General features: G+C 39.2%; 12 protein-coding genes. 10 read left to right on the top strand and 2 right to left on the bottom strand.

Translation table 11 applies throughout. The annotated features are described in order from the left end of the window. Nucleotides 1-32 precede the first annotated feature (32 nt). The 5 genes from sdaAB to panD all read left to right on the top strand — a co-directional run bounded on the left by sdaAB (nucleotide 33) and on the right by panD (nucleotide 3,897). On the top strand, nucleotides 33-692 hold the full coding sequence (sdaAB, locus tag G592_RS0100755; protein ID WP_028246128.1) for an L-serine ammonia-lyase, iron-sulfur-dependent subunit beta: 660 nt from the start codon (nucleotides 33-35) through the stop codon (nucleotides 690-692). A 195-nt stretch (nucleotides 693-887) separates the two neighbouring features. Continuing rightward, the gene (locus G592_RS0100750; RefSeq protein ID WP_028246127.1) at nucleotides 888-1,739 is read left to right on the top strand and encodes a Rossmann-like and DUF2520 domain-containing protein; all 852 of its coding nucleotides are present in this window, start codon (nucleotides 888-890) and stop codon (nucleotides 1,737-1,739) included. 7 nt (nucleotides 1,740-1,746) lie between these two features. Further along, entirely contained in the window at nucleotides 1,747-2,631 is an 885-nt protein-coding gene (gene panB / locus G592_RS15215) for a 3-methyl-2-oxobutanoate hydroxymethyltransferase (RefSeq protein ID WP_081660270.1), read from the top strand. Between the two features lie 2 nt (nucleotides 2,632-2,633). After that, a complete protein-coding gene (panC, locus tag G592_RS0100740; RefSeq protein WP_028246126.1) occupies nucleotides 2,634-3,491 on the top strand; it encodes a pantoate--beta-alanine ligase in 858 nt (285 codons plus the stop codon). 16 nt (nucleotides 3,492-3,507) lie between these two features. After that, nucleotides 3,508-3,897 carry an aspartate 1-decarboxylase gene (panD, locus tag G592_RS0100735; protein WP_015550108.1) on the top strand — a complete coding sequence of 130 codons (390 nt, stop codon included), beginning with the start codon at nucleotides 3,508-3,510 and terminating at the stop codon, nucleotides 3,895-3,897. Between the two features lie 8 nt (nucleotides 3,898-3,905). Here panD and sdaAA read toward each other — a convergent pair whose 3' ends face one another. After that, nucleotides 3,906-4,766: an L-serine ammonia-lyase, iron-sulfur-dependent, subunit alpha gene (gene sdaAA, locus G592_RS0100730; protein ID WP_028246125.1), complete on the bottom strand. Its 861-nt coding sequence runs from the start codon at nucleotides 4,764-4,766 to the stop codon at nucleotides 3,906-3,908. 85 nt (nucleotides 4,767-4,851) lie between these two features. Further along, nucleotides 4,852-5,898, bottom strand: a complete 1,047-nt coding sequence (locus G592_RS0100725; protein WP_028246124.1) for a LacI family DNA-binding transcriptional regulator — start codon at nucleotides 5,896-5,898, stop codon at nucleotides 4,852-4,854. Between the two features lie 231 nt (nucleotides 5,899-6,129). Here G592_RS0100725 and G592_RS0100720 point away from each other — a divergent pair, with 231 nt between their 5' ends. The 5 genes from G592_RS0100720 to G592_RS0100695 all read left to right on the top strand — a co-directional run bounded on the left by G592_RS0100720 (nucleotide 6,130) and on the right by G592_RS0100695 (nucleotide 16,115). Further along, a complete protein-coding gene (locus G592_RS0100720) occupies nucleotides 6,130-7,635 on the top strand; it encodes a DUF4975 domain-containing protein (RefSeq protein ID WP_028246123.1) in 1,506 nt (501 codons plus the stop codon). Nucleotides 7,636-7,647: 12 nt separating this feature from the next. Further along, a complete protein-coding gene (locus G592_RS0100715) occupies nucleotides 7,648-11,775 on the top strand; it encodes a hypothetical protein (RefSeq protein WP_028246122.1) in 4,128 nt (1,375 codons plus the stop codon). A 240-nt stretch (nucleotides 11,776-12,015) separates the two neighbouring features. Next, nucleotides 12,016-12,528 carry a GNAT family N-acetyltransferase gene (locus G592_RS0100705; protein WP_028246121.1) on the top strand — a complete coding sequence of 171 codons (513 nt, stop codon included), beginning with the start codon at nucleotides 12,016-12,018 and terminating at the stop codon, nucleotides 12,526-12,528. 21 nt (nucleotides 12,529-12,549) lie between these two features. Beyond that, nucleotides 12,550-13,170: a class I SAM-dependent methyltransferase gene (locus tag G592_RS0100700; RefSeq protein ID WP_028246120.1), complete on the top strand. Its 621-nt coding sequence runs from the start codon at nucleotides 12,550-12,552 to the stop codon at nucleotides 13,168-13,170. 212 nt (nucleotides 13,171-13,382) lie between these two features. Further along, complete coding sequence (locus G592_RS0100695; protein ID WP_036951377.1) at nucleotides 13,383-16,115, top strand: AAA domain-containing protein; 2,733 nt, start codon at nucleotides 13,383-13,385, stop codon at nucleotides 16,113-16,115. Nucleotides 16,116-16,154 lie beyond the last annotated feature (39 nt).

Below are 16,154 nucleotides of genomic sequence, written 5' to 3'. Positions count from 1 at the left end.
CATTTTTTTGTAACTGATGAGGTGTTAAATATATGAATCTATTTGATATTATAGGTCCAGTTATGGTAGGACCATCCAGCTCTCATACAGCAGGTGCAGCCAAAATCGGCAACGTGTGCCACAAGCTTATGGGAGAAAAAATAGATAAGGCAGAGATTTATTTGCATGGTTCTTTTGCTAAGACAGGAAAAGGCCACGGTACTGATAAAGCACTGGTTGCTGGGCTTATAGGAATGGATGTAGATGACATTCGCATTCCTGACAGCTTTGAACTGGCAAAGGAATATGGTCTTGATTTTACTATTAGTACAATCGATTTAGGTGATGCCCATCCTAATTCAGCCAAGATAGTTATGCAGGGCGCTAGCGGGCCAGTGGTAGAGGTAATTGCTGCATCCCTGGGTGGTGGACGAATCGAGGTTTGTCAGCTGGATGGCGTGGATGTCAGCTTCTCAGGTGAAAGCCCTACCCTTATCGTCCATAATATTGATCTACCAGGCTACATTACTGAGGTTACAAGCCTTCTTGGAAAACAGGGAATCAATATCGCTACAATGCAGCTTCACAGAAAAAATCGTGGAGGCGAGGCTGTCATGGTAATCGAATGCGATGATGAGGTCCCAGTGGAAACAAGACAGGAGCTTGAGGCCCAAGAAGGTATAATGAAAGTTTCGTATTATTCACCAAAGTAATTACAGTCCCAGCTACATTTTTGTGGTTGGGACTATTTACTTTGCACCACACAAATGCTATAGTGTCCTTCGGATGGTATTCGAAAGAAACTATACCTTTTAGCTTCTAAATTTAAAAAAGGTGCGCCCGATGGCATGCTCGTATCATTTTGAACGAGACTGTATCACCCCCGGATAAATAAGGAGGTGTTGCCCATGAAGGTTGGATTTGTAGGTGCTGGAAAAGTAGGCTGTTCTCTTGGCATGCTTTTTGAAACAACACAGCACAATCTTGCAGGCTATTACAGCCGCACGTCTTCATCCGCGGAAAGTGCAGCGGATTTTACCAAATCAAAACATTTTCAGAATTTAGAGACATTAATTGAAGAATGTGATACGGTGTTTATCACTGTTCCAGACGATTCTATTTCAACAGTTTGGGATAGCATAAAACACATGTCTATTGCTGGAAAAATGATATGTCATTGCAGCGGTTCTTTATCTTCGAACATCTTTAAGGATATTGAAGAGACTGGCGCATACGGTTTCTCGGTCCATCCACTACTGGCTGTATCAGATAGATACAGATCATACCAGGAGCTTCCAAAAGCATTATTTACAATTGAAGGAGATGCAGCCCACATCGCTGATATTAAGTCACTTTTAGAAGGAAGTGGTCTTAAATATTCAGTAATAAATGCTGATGTGAAAACACGTTACCATGGCGCAGCGGTTATGTGCTCAAACCTTGTGGTTGCACTTATACAGGCGGCAGAGGATGAATTACGCATATGCGGATTTTCAGAAGAACTATTAAGTGATGCTATTGCGCCACTTTTGACAGGTAACGTAAACAAGGTTCTAAAGGTTGGAACAAAAGATGCATTAACTGGTCCTATCGAGCGAAACGATGTGAGGACAGTGGGAAATCATCTTAATACCTTTGATAGAATCGACAGGCAGGTTTATAAAACGCTGTCTTTAAAGACTTTAGATGTGGCAAAGCAAAAGCATCCAGAAACAGATTATAGTGAATTGGAGCTTCTTCTTAAAAATCAGGAGGATTAGGAGAATAATGAAAAACACAGTAACAACTCTTCAGCAGATGAAGAAAGACGGAGAAAAAATAAGCATGCTTACCTGTTATGATTACTCAACAGCATGTCTTATGGAGGAATCAGGTATTAATGCCATTCTTATCGGCGATTCCCTTGGAATGACAATGATGGGATATAGTGACACTCTTCCAGTTACAGTTGATGATATTATTCATCACTGTGCTTCGGTTTCAAGAGGTCTTAAGGATACATTTCTTGTGGCAGATATGCCATTCATGTCTTATCAGACATCAGTTTATGATGCAGTAAAAAATGCAGGACGTCTTATTAAGGAAGGCCATGCACAGGCTGTAAAGCTTGAGGGCGGTGCATCAGTTTGTGAGCAGATTCGTGCTATCGTAAATGCGGATATTCCTGTTGTAGCACACATCGGTCTTACACCACAGTCTATCAACGCCTTTGGTGGCTTCAAGGTACAGGGAAAGAATGTAGAGCGTGCAATCCAGATTCTTAAGGATGCAAAGGCAGTAGAGGAGGCTGGTGCATTCATGGTTACTCTTGAGTGCGTTCCAGAGGAGCTTGCAACACTTATTTCTCAGGAGCTTACAATTCCTACAATCGGTATTGGTGCAGGAAATGGCTGTGATGGTCAGGTTCTTGTATATCAGGATATGCTTGGAATGTTCTCAGGATTTAAGCCAAAGTTTGTAAAGCATTTTGCTAATATCGGTGAGGAAATGAAGCGTGCTTTCAAGGAGTATGATTCAGAGGTTAAGTCTAAGGCGTTCCCATCAGCTGAGCACAATTTCAAGATTGATTCAGAGGTTATGGAAGAGGTTCGCAAGGCTGCAGCCACAAAGGAATTTACAGTAACACTTGAGGATGAAAGGGTAAAGGCATAATTATGATTAAGGCAGCAACAATTAAGGAAGTTAAGGATAATGTTAGAGAGTGGAAGAAGCAGGGCTTAACAATTGGTCTTGTTCCTACAATGGGGTATTTACATGAGGGGCACGCAAGCCTTATTAAGCGCGCACGTGGGGAGTGTGACAAGGTAATAGTTTCTGACTTCGTAAATCCGATACAGTTTGGACCAAAGGAAGATTTAGCTACATATCCTAGGGATTTCGACGCTGACTGTGAATTATGCGAAGGTCTTGGTACTGATTTGATTTTCCATCCAGAACCATCTGAGATGTATCTTGAGGGATTCCATTCTTATGTTGGTGTGGATACCTTATCAACAGAGCTTTGTGGAAAGAGTCGTCCTATCCACTTTAATGGAGTATGTACTGTTGTCAGCAAGCTTTTCAATATTACAGAGGCTGACAAGGCATACTTCGGACAGAAGGATGCTCAGCAGCTTGCAATCGTAAAGCGTATGGTTCGTGATCTTAACTTCAACATCGAAATCGTTGGATGTCCAATCATCCGTGAGGAAAGCGGTCTTGCAAAGAGCTCACGTAACACATATCTTTCTGAGGAAGAAAGAGAGAAGGCGCTTGTTCTTCACAAGGCTCTTACAGTAGGTGAAGAGATGGTTCGCTCAGGTGAGAAGGATGCAAACGTGGTAAAGAAGGCTGTTACAGATATTATCGAATCAGAGCCACTTGCCAGAGTTGATTATGTGGAAATCGTAGACTGGAACGAGCTTCAGAAGGTTGATAAGATTGATGGTCCTATCCTTACAGCAGTAGCTGTTTATTTTGGGGACAAGGTACGTTTGATTGACAACTTCATCGTGGAAGAAGCAGTAAAGTAAGAAAGGTATTAAGAATATGAATTTAACAATGCTTAAAGGCAAAATACACAGAGCAACAGTAACACAGGCAGAGCTTGACTACGTAGGCAGCATCACTATTGACGAGGATTTGCTTGATGCGGCAGGCATCCTTGAATATGAGATGGTACAGATTGTAGATGTAGAAAACGGAAATCGTTTTGAGACTTACACAATCGCAGGTGAGCGCGGAAGCGGTGTTATTTGTCTCAATGGTGCAGCAGCTCGTTGCGTATCAGTAAACGACCATGTAATCATCATGTGCTATTGCAGCGTAGACGCCGCTGAAGCCAAGGAGCACAAACCAAAGGTTGTTTTCGTAGACGACAAAAATAAAGCTTCTCGCATTACAAACTACGAGAAGCATGGAAAACTTGGTGAGCAGTAATTCATATACTAGATTGAATTAGCTATTTTTAAACCGGTAGGTGTGGCGGCTACGCCACCTGTGCCGGTTTCTTTTATGTCGGGATTCATGCTTTTTCCGATGGCACTCATTGCGTCAAAGACTTCGTCGGCAGGAATGCGGCTTTCGATTCCAGCCATAGTAAGCTCTGCAGATGTAACTGCATTCATGGCGCCACATACATTTCTTTTTACACAAGGAACCTCCACAAGACCTGCAACTGGATCGCAGGCAAGTCCCAAAAGATTCTTGAGGGCAAGGGCTGCCGCGTTGGCACATTGTCTGCCAGAGCCTCCCTTTAGATAAACAAGGCCGGCTGCTGCCATAGCGGAAGCTGAGCCAATTTCGGCCTGACAGCCGCTTTCTGCACCTGCAAGGGATGCACGTTTTGCAATGACTGCACCTACACCGGCTGTAACAAAAAGTGCTTCGGTCATTTTTTCATCTGATAGGCCAAGCTTTTCCTGTGCGGCTATAAAAACTGCAGGAACAACACCGCAGGAACCTGCTGTTGGTGCAGCAACGATACGCTTCATACAGGCATTGCCCTCGGCTACACGAAGTGCAAGCTCCATAACACGCCCTGTGAATTCTCCAACTAAAGGCTGACCTTCATCTAAATATTTTCTAAGAAGTCCAGCTTCGCCTCCTACGAGTCCACTGTTACTTCGTATATGCGAATCATAGTTTAAGGCAGATTCCTTCATGGCTGTGTACATAGCCTTCATAGCCTGAAAAGATTCCTCCAAGGAAACGGCACGCTCCTTGCAATCATCCTCCTGAACTATTTTCCAAAAAGGAATATGAGATTCCTCTTCAATTTTGCAAATATCTTCTATTGAATCAAACATAAGTAAAGCTCCTATTATCATTAAGTTTTTGTGAGTCGGTAGAAAACCAGACTACAAAAAACAGTTCTTCCATTGTATCACATAATTATCTAGATGAATCCCTGTAAATAATATCAGTTTCGATATATGTTTTCTTAAAAGGAATATGTGGATTAGCAATACGTGAAAGTAGTAGCTCTGCAGCAGTATAGCCCATAGAACTGCTGTGGATTTTTACAGTGGTAAGACTAGGCTCTGTAAGAGTGGACTCTGGTGCATCATCAAATCCGCATATACGAACTTCCTCTGGAACATTTTTACCAAGTAAACGAAGTGCCTTAAGCACTGACATAGCAAGGAAATCGTTTGCACAGAAAAATAAATCTGGCATAGAAGGCAGGGCTGCAATCTGTTCGCTTAGCCAGTTGGCATCAGAATATGGTGCGCTGTCTTCGGCAAGAATGCAACAATCAGTATCTAATGTAAGTCCTCTGTCTGCAAGGACAGAAACATAGGCCTGCCATCTTTCGTAGAAGGACTGGCAGTGGAAACGATCACCTACAAAGGATATTTTTTTGTTGCCTGTTTCCACCAAGGAATCCAACATATGGTATACACTTGAAAGATTTTCCATCAGCAAAACATCTGCATCTATAGAACATTTTTGCACGATAGGCGTATCTACAAAAAGAAGTGGAATACCCTGTTTGCATAGAAACTCACTGTATTCAGTTGAAAATAATTCCATACAGATTATGCCTGCGATGTTTTCTAAATTTATATTTGCTGGGAAGCATAGATTACTTATTTCGTAATCACGAATTATGTTTATAGAAAGCTTGTAGCCTAATGCATCAATTTTGTGATGGAAGGCTTCTAGCATTTTTGTTCCAGAATGGGAATTACCTGGAAATGCCTGTGTGAATAAAGCAATTTCAGATTTGGCACCAGGTGTAAGGCTTGGTGATTCTGAAAGTGGTGCAATTGAATCGGCTGATACAAACTGCTTGTAGCCCATAGCAAGTGCGGCCTGGCAGATTTTATTTCTGGTGTTGGCAGATACATTGCCTGTGTTATTTAAAGCTCTTGAAACAGTATTTCTTGATAGTCCAAGTGAATCTGCAATTTCCTGAAGGGTAACACGGTTACTCATTATATTCTCCTAAGTATTTTTAGTTACATTTATAGTACAGGAATATCAAAAATGTGTCAAATGCACCATTCTGAAAAATACTAGTGTGCATTTTATACAAAATCAAACCTTGAAAAATCAATGGTTTCTACAAAAATGTGATACATTTGCACAAACTAATTGATACATATGCACCATAATGATAGTATAAATGTAACATTCGAAGGTGCAGTAGCACCAAAAGGAGGGTATATGAGGAGAATAATCGTTATGCTTTTGCTTGGCACCCTTAGCCTAAGCTGTATTGGCTGTTCTGCAGGGACATCAGAAGCAAAACAGGAATCGGAGGAACAGTATTTGGGAGAGAGCATAGATAACCATGTAGTTTTTCCTGCATCAGTCGAGGGATTCGTAGGTGATACAATGCCATTTTATGATGATGGTACCTACAATATTTTTTACCTGGCAGATCAAAGAAATGGTAAGCAGGGATATCATCCTTGGGCAATGATGCAGACAAAGGATTTTGTTAATTATGATGACAAGGGAGTTGTAATTAATTACGGAGAGACTATTAAGGACCAGGATATTGCACTTGGTACAGGTAGTGTAATCAAAGATAAAAATGGAAAGTATCACGCTTTCTATACAGGTCACAATGATGCATATGAACCAAAGGAAGCTGTGATGCATGCCATTAGCGATGACCTTGAAAATTGGGAGAAGGTACCTGAGGATACTTTCTACGCAAACGAGAATTATGCAAAAAATGATTTCAGAGATCCATACGTTTTATATATGGAGGATGAGGATTGTTACTGGATGCTTGTTACTACCAGAAGCAACAATACTGGTGTAATTGCAAAGTACACTTCAAAGGATTTAAAGACCTGGAATGATGATGGCGTATTCTTTGAAAACGATATGGATACAGATTCAAATATGGAGTGCCCAACACTTCTTAAATATAAGAATAAATGGTATCTTTCATTCTCTGATCAGTGGCCAAACAGAATTGTTCACTACAGATTTACAGATGATTTAAAGGCTGGCTTTAAGAAGCCACAAAGAGATTTCTTTGATGGAAATGGTTTCTATGCCGGAAGAATGGAAACAGATGGTGAGAGACTTTTTGTTGTTGGCTGGAACGGCACAAAGGTAGGACATGCTGATGATGCTGAATACGACTGGGGCGGCAACATGGTTACACATGAATTGATTCAGGCCAAGGATGGAAGTCTTAGCCCTGTTATGGTAAATGAAGTGGAAGCCAGCATGACAAATAGTCTTGCAGTAGCTCCTGAAAAGATGACTGAGTCAATAAAGTCTGATGATAATACTTTAAATTTTGCCGGAGAAGAATACGAGGTGGCAGGCTTCAAGAGACTTCTTGGAAGCTACATCGTTAGTGGCAAATTTAAGAACTTTGATGAAAACGGAATGTTTGGATTTGCCTTTAATTTAGATAGCGAAAATGTAGGCAAGCTTAATATCGTTTTCAATGCTGCAAACAAGCGTATCGAATTTTACAACACAGACAATATCATGGCCGAGGTTCCACAATCATATGTTGATTATGATTTTGGAAAAATGGATGAGCTTGATGTAAAAATGGTTATCGCCGATGGTGTTGTTTCAATGTATGTAAATAACGATATCGTATTTACGGAGCGAATGTATCTTTCACAGGGAATGGAATGGGGCATCTTTAGTGTAAAATCAAAGGTTTCTGTGGAGGATTTGAAGGTATATAAGTAAGGGGGGATTGAAATGGTTAATAATGTGGTTAAAAAGCTAATCACAAAAAAGACGCTTATAGCTTTGGCTGGTGTCGCTGTTGTAGGAGGCGGCGCAGCAGCGGGAATACATTTGGCAGGGAATCTTAGCGAAGATGGAATGCTAGAGGAAACAGGACTTACATTTTTATCCGCAAAATGGCCAGAGGTTTTTGATGTAGAAGGATATGTTGAGCCAGAATTTGTGGATGTTCCAAATCGTACAAATAACGCATTCAACGTAAGTGATTTTGGCGAGCAGGGAAAGAATGGCTGGTTTTATCGATATGGTTCTGCTCAAAATCCTAGTCGCTCACAGCGCCTGGAAAATTTTGATGGAGAGAAATATTCACAGCGCGGTGTAAGTGGACTTGAGGTTAAAAATAATTTCATCCATACTTCTGAAGCTGCTGCTCCTATTTTAGAGTGGCGCGCTGCAAAGGATGGAAAAGTAAATGTTAGTCTTACATATGTAAAATCTGTAAATGGCGATAAGAATCCATCATATCCTGACGGCGTTACCGTATATGCGTATAAAGGTGACGAGATGTTGGGAAGATATGATGTGGATGTCAGCACAGAAACAGAAAAAGTTCTTGAGCAAAAGCTTGAGGCGCTAGATGTAAAAGAGCTTGAAAGCCTTTATTTTGTAGTAGATGCAAAGGCAAATAATGCTTATGATGGTGGCTCACTTTATGTATCAATAAATGATGTTGATAATAAGGGATTACAGGCAACTGTTGACAATGAAAGAAAAAATAATAATGCTAATAATTTTGAGGACTTTGGTGCTGAGGGCCATAGAGGCTGGACATATCTTCACGGTAAGAGCGTTAAAGATGCAAGCCTTGTTTCTACATTTAATGGTAAAGAATATTTAAATGCTACATCACCAAATCTCACAATGAGTGAGGGCTTCATTCATCCTTCTATCAATGACAATGCAATTCTTTGCTGGCAGCCAGCTGTGGATGGAGATATAGAGCTTAGGATGAAATATTCAAAGTTCGAGCAGAACGATGGAAATCCTAAGTATCCAGATGGTGTTACCGTCTCTGTTTATAAGAATGGGGAGAATTTATATACAAAGAAAGTAGCTGCTCCTTCATCAGGAACTAATGAAATCAAGTTCCGTGATAAGGACATAAAAGTAACGACTGCGGATAAGTTATATTTTATGGTGTCAGCTGACGGTAATGCATCCTATGATGGTGGTGCCTTTGATATTAACATTTTAGATAGAAAAGGCATCTCCACCGAGAAGGATGTGGCAATTGATGAAACCGAAACAAGGCAGAATTTTGCCGATGTAAAATACGATTTCGGTGAGCAGGGCAATAATGGTTGGTTCTATCAGGAAGGCTACGAGGATGACCCAACAGACACTCTGAATATGACAAACTTCGAAAAAGACGAAGAAAGATATTTTGATGAAAGCTATCTTGAAATTAAGCGTGATTTTGTAAATACAGGTAAGGGACGTTCCGCTGTAATCAAGTGGAAGGTGGCTCAAACAGGAAAGGTTAAAATCGATGCTTCTTACACAAAGTTTAAGAACGAAGATAAGAATCCTAGCTGGCCTGATGGAACAAAGGTAACTATTTTCCATAATGATACACCTCTTGTTTCAGAGGAATTTGCACCAGATCGTATAAACGAAGTGACAAAGCGTTTGGATGTTGCAGAGGTTGCTGTAGCAAAAGATGATTTCATCACAATGGTTGTAAATCCAAAAGAAAACAATGCTTATGATGCTGGTAAGTTTGAATTTTCAATTAAGGGAATCACTCCACTTACCGGTAAAACAGAAAAGGATGTTGTTTCTTATTCAGATAGCAGAAGCAACAACTGCTCAACAGTTGAAGATTTTGGTTCACAGGGAGCAAACGGATTGTGCTATCAGTCGGGATATTATCTTGATCCTGGCTATGCAGTAAATCTTGAAACCTATGCCAAGAATGAAAAGTACACAACAAAAGATGGTGTAGAAATTAAGCGTGACTACATCATGCCTGGCAACAAGGGGCGCTCAGCCATCGTAAAATGGGTTGCAAAAGAAGAGGGCAGTGTCGATGTATTAACTACATATACAAAGCACAAGAATCTTGATAAAAATCCTGAGTGGCCTGATGGTGTAAATGTTTTCCTGATGAAGAACGGACAGGTTCTCAAAAAGGAAGAGTTTGCTCCTGAAGTATCAAAGGAAGTTACAAAAGATTTGAGCTATGAAGGTCTTTGGGTTAAGGCTGGAGATTGCATTTCACTTATGGTAGATGGCAAGGAAAACACTGCGTACGATGGTGGAAATTACACATTCGTTGTTGAGGATGCTGATTACAAGACCACAAAAATGGTGAATAATAGTGGTAGCAACTATGCAAACCTCAAGGTTGATTTTGGTGAGCAGGGCAACAATGGCTGGTATTACTTAGAAGGACCTTCTATTAAAAAGGCAGAAATACTTACAAAGAAAACTGACGATGGAAGCGGTTATGTTTCGCGAAAGGCAAAATGGCTCGAAGTAAAGAGAGATTATGTACAGCCTAGATTAAACGCTCATGCAATGTATAAGTGGGTAGTAGCTGTTGATGGAAATATCGATATCAACGGAAGCTATGCAAAACATGGTAACGAAGATCCAAACATGGATTGGCCAGATGGTGTTGTTGTTTCGGTTTACAAAAATGACAGCGAGCTTCTAAAAGAGGTTGTGACTTGTCCAAGAGGTGAGAAGAATAGAACTGTTAAAAACATTCAGTTCAACAAGCTTGCTGTAAAGGCTGGCGATATCCTTACCTTTGATATTGGCTGCAATAAAAACAGTGCATGGGACGGCGGTTGTCTTGATATCGATATAGCAGATTCTGATGTGCTTAGAGTGACAGTTGGAGATGAGGAGCGTTCAAACAACACATCACTTGGTGCGCTTACAACACCACTTGCACAGGGCCAGGATGGCTGGTGGTTCCTTGAAGGAAAGAGTATTGATTCAGCCAGATGCTTGATGAAGACAAATGATGACAGCTCAGCATTCCTTTCATCAAAGAATGAAGGACTGGAGATGAAGAAGGACTATGTACATCCAGCAAAGGATGCAGCAGCAATTTATCAGTGGGTTGTCTATGAGGATGGCAAAATAGACGTTCTTGGAAACTATGTGAAGTACGGACAGAACGATGGCAATCCAAGCTGGCCAGATGGTGTAAAGGTTCTTGTTTATGTAAATGATACTGTTCTTGTAACAGAGGATGTAGAGGTATTCCAGGGAGATGGAAATGACAACTCTGTAAACTTTATGTTAGAGGGACTTAATGTATCTAGAGGAGACAAGATTTCCTTTGTAATTGATGCTAAGGATAATAATGCCTGGGATGCCGGTAGATTATCTGTAAACATTTACGATGCAAGCGATATTCCAGAAGAGGAAGCTAGAGAAAACAATACAACTCTTGCAGATGACTTTAGCGGCGTTCAGGGAGAAAACGGCTGGTACTATGGTATGTGCGATTGGGATGGAAAGAATTTTGAAAGACTTCCATTTGATGAGGAAAACAATCGTTACTACAATAACGGAAAGCCAGAACTCAAGCCTGATTTTGTAGAGCCAGGAAATGGCAGAAATGCAGCCTATATGTGGATGGCTGCCAAAAATGGAAGAATTGTTGTGGATGGAAGCTACACTAAATTTGCAAACAGCGCAGATCCAAATGCAAATGGTGTTTGCATGAGAATCTTCATTAATGGAGAGGAAAAGAAGTGGATAGGTGGCGATATCCAGGGTAACTTTGGCGAGGAACGTACAGTTTCCTTCAAGGAAATTTATACTGTTCATAAGGGTGACTCTGTAATGTTTGCAATCGACCCTGATGGTAACGACAGCTATGACGGTGGACGTCTGGAAGTAAAGATTTATGATGCAGACGTGCCTGAGGAATCAGAAGAAAATACTTCTGAGGAAAATGAACCAGGCACTCCTGATTCAGATGATTCTGATAAGAAGTCTGAGGATGAGTCTGAGGAAGAATCTGAGGGTGAGTCAGACGGTGAGTCAGAGGAAGAATCTGGCGAAGAATCCCAAGATAATACTAATGAGGATTCTGAGGATAAGGCTGAAGAAGAATAGTATTTATAGTAAAAGAATTTACAATGCTTTGAGGGCAGCCTTGAAGCATTGTATTTTTTTTGTATGGGAACTTCAGAAAAGGTGGACCGTTCCAGTGACAAAACTTTCACGAATTTGACGTATGATTACGTAAAAAATCGGCCTTGTGGAGATATTTGAAAAAATGCTTCCACAAGGCTTTTTTTATACGCAGAAAAAAGATATAGTAGATAATATGTTTTTTAGGAGGAACGAAGTGATATGAAGGTTGAACGCGACATTGAAACCCCAAGAATGATTATTAGATCGTATCAGGACGATGATAGAGCGTTTTGTATTTCTCTATGGTGTGACCCAGTAAATGGAAAATATATGAGTGACCCGTCTGTAGATTGTTTGAATGAAAAATATATTAAATGTTTTGACGGTATGGAAGATGAAGACGATGCTTATTATTTAATCGCAACTGATAAAGAAACAGGAGCGGCGATAGGAACTTGTTGCCTGTTTCCAGAAGAAGATAATTATGATATTGGGTATTGTATAAGCAAGCACCTTTGGAGGAAAGGTCTTGGTAGTGAGTTAATTCAAGCTATTATAGAGTTTGCCAGGGAGTTAGGGGGACGAACTTTGACTGCTGAGGTGGCAGATGAAAATATAGCTTCAGTTAAGTTACTTAAGAAGTTTGATTTTGAATCGTACAAGGTTGCAAGTTACAAAAAATGGAACAGTGAAGTAGTATTTGATTCACAGTTTTATAAATTGGCTTTATAAGCTTAAGAAGGAGTAGACATAATGTTAGATAATAAAGGATTTGATTTATGGGCAGATGGTTATGATAAAGCAGTAGGCATCTCAGAGGAGGCAAATGCATATCCATTTGCTGGATACAAGGACATTCTTGGTGGGATTTTTCAAGAGATATTGTCCATTGAAAAAGCAAAGGTTTTAGATATTGGCTTTGGTACAGGAACTCTTACCACAAAGCTTTATGAGAACGGTTGTGAAATATATGGTCAGGATTTCTCTAATAGAATGATAGAACTTGCAAAAGCAAAAATGCCAAATGCAAACTTATATCAAGGCGACTTTAACAAGGGCTTGGTACCTGAATTGAGTACCTGCAAGTTTGACTATGTAATTGGGACTTATTCTTTACATCATTTATCAGATGAACAAAAGAAGGTCTTTTTTTCAAATTTATTAAATCAACTAAATGAAGGCGGCAAGCTAATCATTGGTGATGTAGCTTTTAATACTAGAGATGAACTTGAAAAATGTAAATTAGAAGCAGGCGACGATTGGGATGATGATGAAATATATTTCGTAGTTGATGAACTAAGAAAAACATTTCCAACTCTTTCTTTTGAGCAAAAGTCTTATTGCTCAGGAATCATTTCCATCCAGAAGTCCTAGGCAGATAACTTGATATCATACAAACAACCTCTATCCCATGATGAATGGATGGAGGTTGTTTTTTCTTACGGTTATGTTCGTGGAGTTATACCGAGAATTTGGGGGTTGTTTGGAGTAGCAATGCTGTGAAAAGATTGTGGAGTGTACAGATTAGTCACAATGTGATGCTATAATTCATCTACAAAAAATAGCTGGGTTTTAGAGGAATTCACATGCTAGATGCAAAAAGATGGATGATTGTCATCAAAGATGAAATCAAAACCAATCAAATCGCGAATTACAATTGGAATAAAGCAACGAATAAACATGACATTACCTTTTCAAATGGAAAGACTTTTTCATATTTGCCGGGTAATGTTATTGTTATGCGCGAACCTAAAGTTTTAAAGCCAGAAAACTTTATCATATGGACAACTGATGGTCAGGAACTCTTTGATATTGATTGGATTTACGAATTTTCTGATGGCAACGATAAGTACTGGCATATAGAATTTAAGACCTATGAATATAGTTATAAAAAATCAGATTTAATTGTTAGGGAAAACTGTTTAGCAACTCCAAAAACTGCAAGAGTATTTGATTATTTAAAAGATGTGTCCGGTCTCAGTAAGCTTCCAGGCAGTGAGGGCGAGGGGAAAATACTTAAAAAGTACTACGAGAATATTAATTTCGTAAGTGATTCATCTGCGCTTTACTATTATCTGAATGGAGATAATAATCTTAATAAATATAACGTGGAGCATATCATATTTCCGTTTGGCTGTAATAAGAGTCAATACAAGGCAGTTAGGAATGCTCTTGAAAATCAGATTAGTGTTATTCAAGGCCCGCCAGGCACAGGAAAAACTCAAACAATTCTAAATATCATTGCCAATTTGTTGTTGGCAAATAAATCAATAATTGTCGTTTCAAATAATAATTCTGCAACAGCCAATGTTTTAGAGAAGCTTGCTAAAGAAAAGTACGGTATGGATTTTTTAGTTGCTGCTCTTGGAAGTGTAGAGAATAAGACTGCTTTTATAGAGAGCCAGACTGGTAGGTATCCTGATTTGTCTTCATGGAGAAAAGATGTATCAGATAGAAATTTGTTGCGCGAGATAGATTTTATTGCTACGCAGCTTCAGAAAGTCTATCAGTTAAAAGAGGATATAGCTAATCTCAAGTTAGAAAAGCACGATGTTGAGTTAGAGGCAAAGCATTTTGAAGAATTCTACGATGAGAATGTAGATGATTTCAATGCTATAAAAATACGCGGGAATATTCCTTCTGAAAAGGTTATGATGCTGTGGCTTGAGATTCAAGACAGAGCAGATAGAGGAAAGAATCTGTCATTATTCCAGAAGTTAAGAAGTGTTTTTGTTTATGGAATTGCTAATTGGGATTTTTACAAGCAGGATTTATCTAAAATCATTTCTGTTCTTCAGAGGCTATATTACAAAAACAAACTAATAGAGTTAGAAAACGAACTGAGCAATATAGAACGTGAACTAGAAAATTCAAATGCTGCTGATGAAAATATTTTAGAGAAACAGTCATTAGAATATCTAAAATCATTTATTGAAAAGAAGTACGACTGGAAGAAAGCGCGTGTTCAGTTTGATTCCGATGATTTGTATAAGAACTCGGAGAGTGTACTGAGAGAGTACCCAATTGTGCTTAGCACGACATTTTCGGCTAGGAATAGCTTGAATTCTAGAACCACTGAGTATGATTATGTGATAATGGATGAGGCATCGCAGGTAGATGTTGCGACAGGTGCCTTAGCGTTATCGTGCGCAAAAAATGCGGTAATTGTCGGGGATCTTAAGCAATTATCCAATGTCGTAACTCCAGAGGTTAGCAAACAATCAGATGTAATTTTCGAAGGTTATTCTATCAATGAAGCATATGATTTTGGAAAAAACAGTTTTCTGAAGTCCGTTACAAGATTGTTGAAAAATGTACCTTCGACGCTTCTAAGAGAACACTATAGGTGTAATCCATTAATCATAGAATTTTGTAATCGTAAATTCTATGATAATGAGCTGGTAATCATGACTGAAGATAATGGAGCTAGAAAGCCTTTAAAGGTTTATAAAACTACTCCTGGTAATCATACAAGAGAAGGTGGATTGCTCAATGAACGTCAAATAGATGTAATCAAAGAAGAGGTTCTTCCTGAACTGAACATGGATTTAAAAGATATTGGTGTAGTGGCTCCTTATAATAAACAGGTAGATGCTTTGAAGGCAGCTATACCTGGTATTGATGCGGCAACAGTGCATAAATATCAAGGTAGAGAAAAAGATGCCATTATTATTTGTGTAGTTGATGATTATAATCAGGGATTTATGGAAGATTCAGATCTTCTGAATGTTGCTATTTCTAGAGCAAAAGATAATCTTGCGATTGTTATTTCTGGAAACACAATGCCAAAGACGGGAAATATACCTGACTTGGTTTCGTATATTCAGTACAACAATATGGAAGTAGTAGAGAGCAAGGTCTATTCGGTATTTGATTATTTATATAAGCAATATGCTGAGCAGAGATGGCAATACTTAAAGAATCGAAGGAAAATATCACAGTATGATTCTGAAAATCTCATGTATGCTTTGCTGCAGGATATTTTAAAGGATTATACTTTCTTAGATGTTAGCTGCTTTACTCATCTTTATACGGTTATTAAAGATATTTCAAAACTCACAGATGATGAGGCTAGATATGCTTTTAATCCAGGAACTCATCTTGATTTTTTATTATATAAAAAGCTAGGCAAAGAACCTTTCCTTGCAATTGAAGTTGATGGTTTTAATTATCATAAAGTAGGTACAGCTCAGCATGAGAGAGATCTCAAGAAGAATTCTATTCTTGAGAAATGCGATTTGCCATTACTTAGATTACCTACAAATGGAAGTGGGGAACGTGAAAAGATTATAGCGGCTATAGAAGTGGGAATGTCTTAGAGATGGTAAGTCATATAAAAGAATAATAGATGTGTGATA

Source organism: Pseudobutyrivibrio ruminis CF1b, from assembly GCF_000424005.1.
Classification (GTDB): Bacteria; Bacillota; Clostridia; order Lachnospirales; family Lachnospiraceae; genus Pseudobutyrivibrio; species Pseudobutyrivibrio ruminis_C.
The sequence above is the reverse complement of the archived record's forward strand: the minus strand, read 5'-3'. Positions and strand labels throughout refer to the sequence as shown.

Bases quoted from the DNA above. Each gene is read 5' to 3' on its own strand.
- sdaAB (WP_028246128.1), top strand. From the start codon at position 33: ATGAATCTATTTGATATTATAGGTCCAGTTATGGTAGGACCATCCAGC.
- G592_RS0100750 (WP_028246127.1), top strand. From the start codon at position 888: ATGAAGGTTGGATTTGTAGGTGCTGGAAAAGTAGGCTGTTCTCTTGGC.
- panB (WP_081660270.1), top strand. From the start codon at position 1,747: ATGAAAAACACAGTAACAACTCTTCAGCAGATGAAGAAAGACGGAGAA.
- panC (WP_028246126.1), top strand. From the start codon at position 2,634: ATGATTAAGGCAGCAACAATTAAGGAAGTTAAGGATAATGTTAGAGAG.
- panD (WP_015550108.1), top strand. From the start codon at position 3,508: ATGAATTTAACAATGCTTAAAGGCAAAATACACAGAGCAACAGTAACA.
- sdaAA (WP_028246125.1), bottom strand. From the start codon at position 4,766: ATGTTTGATTCAATAGAAGATATTTGCAAAATTGAAGAGGAATCTCAT.
- G592_RS0100725 (WP_028246124.1), bottom strand. From the start codon at position 5,898: ATGAGTAACCGTGTTACCCTTCAGGAAATTGCAGATTCACTTGGACTA.
- G592_RS0100720 (WP_028246123.1), top strand. From the start codon at position 6,130: ATGAGGAGAATAATCGTTATGCTTTTGCTTGGCACCCTTAGCCTAAGC.
- G592_RS0100715 (WP_028246122.1), top strand. From the start codon at position 7,648: ATGGTTAATAATGTGGTTAAAAAGCTAATCACAAAAAAGACGCTTATA.
- G592_RS0100705 (WP_028246121.1), top strand. From the start codon at position 12,016: ATGAAGGTTGAACGCGACATTGAAACCCCAAGAATGATTATTAGATCG.
- G592_RS0100700 (WP_028246120.1), top strand. From the start codon at position 12,550: ATGTTAGATAATAAAGGATTTGATTTATGGGCAGATGGTTATGATAAA.
- G592_RS0100695 (WP_036951377.1), top strand. From the start codon at position 13,383: ATGCTAGATGCAAAAAGATGGATGATTGTCATCAAAGATGAAATCAAA.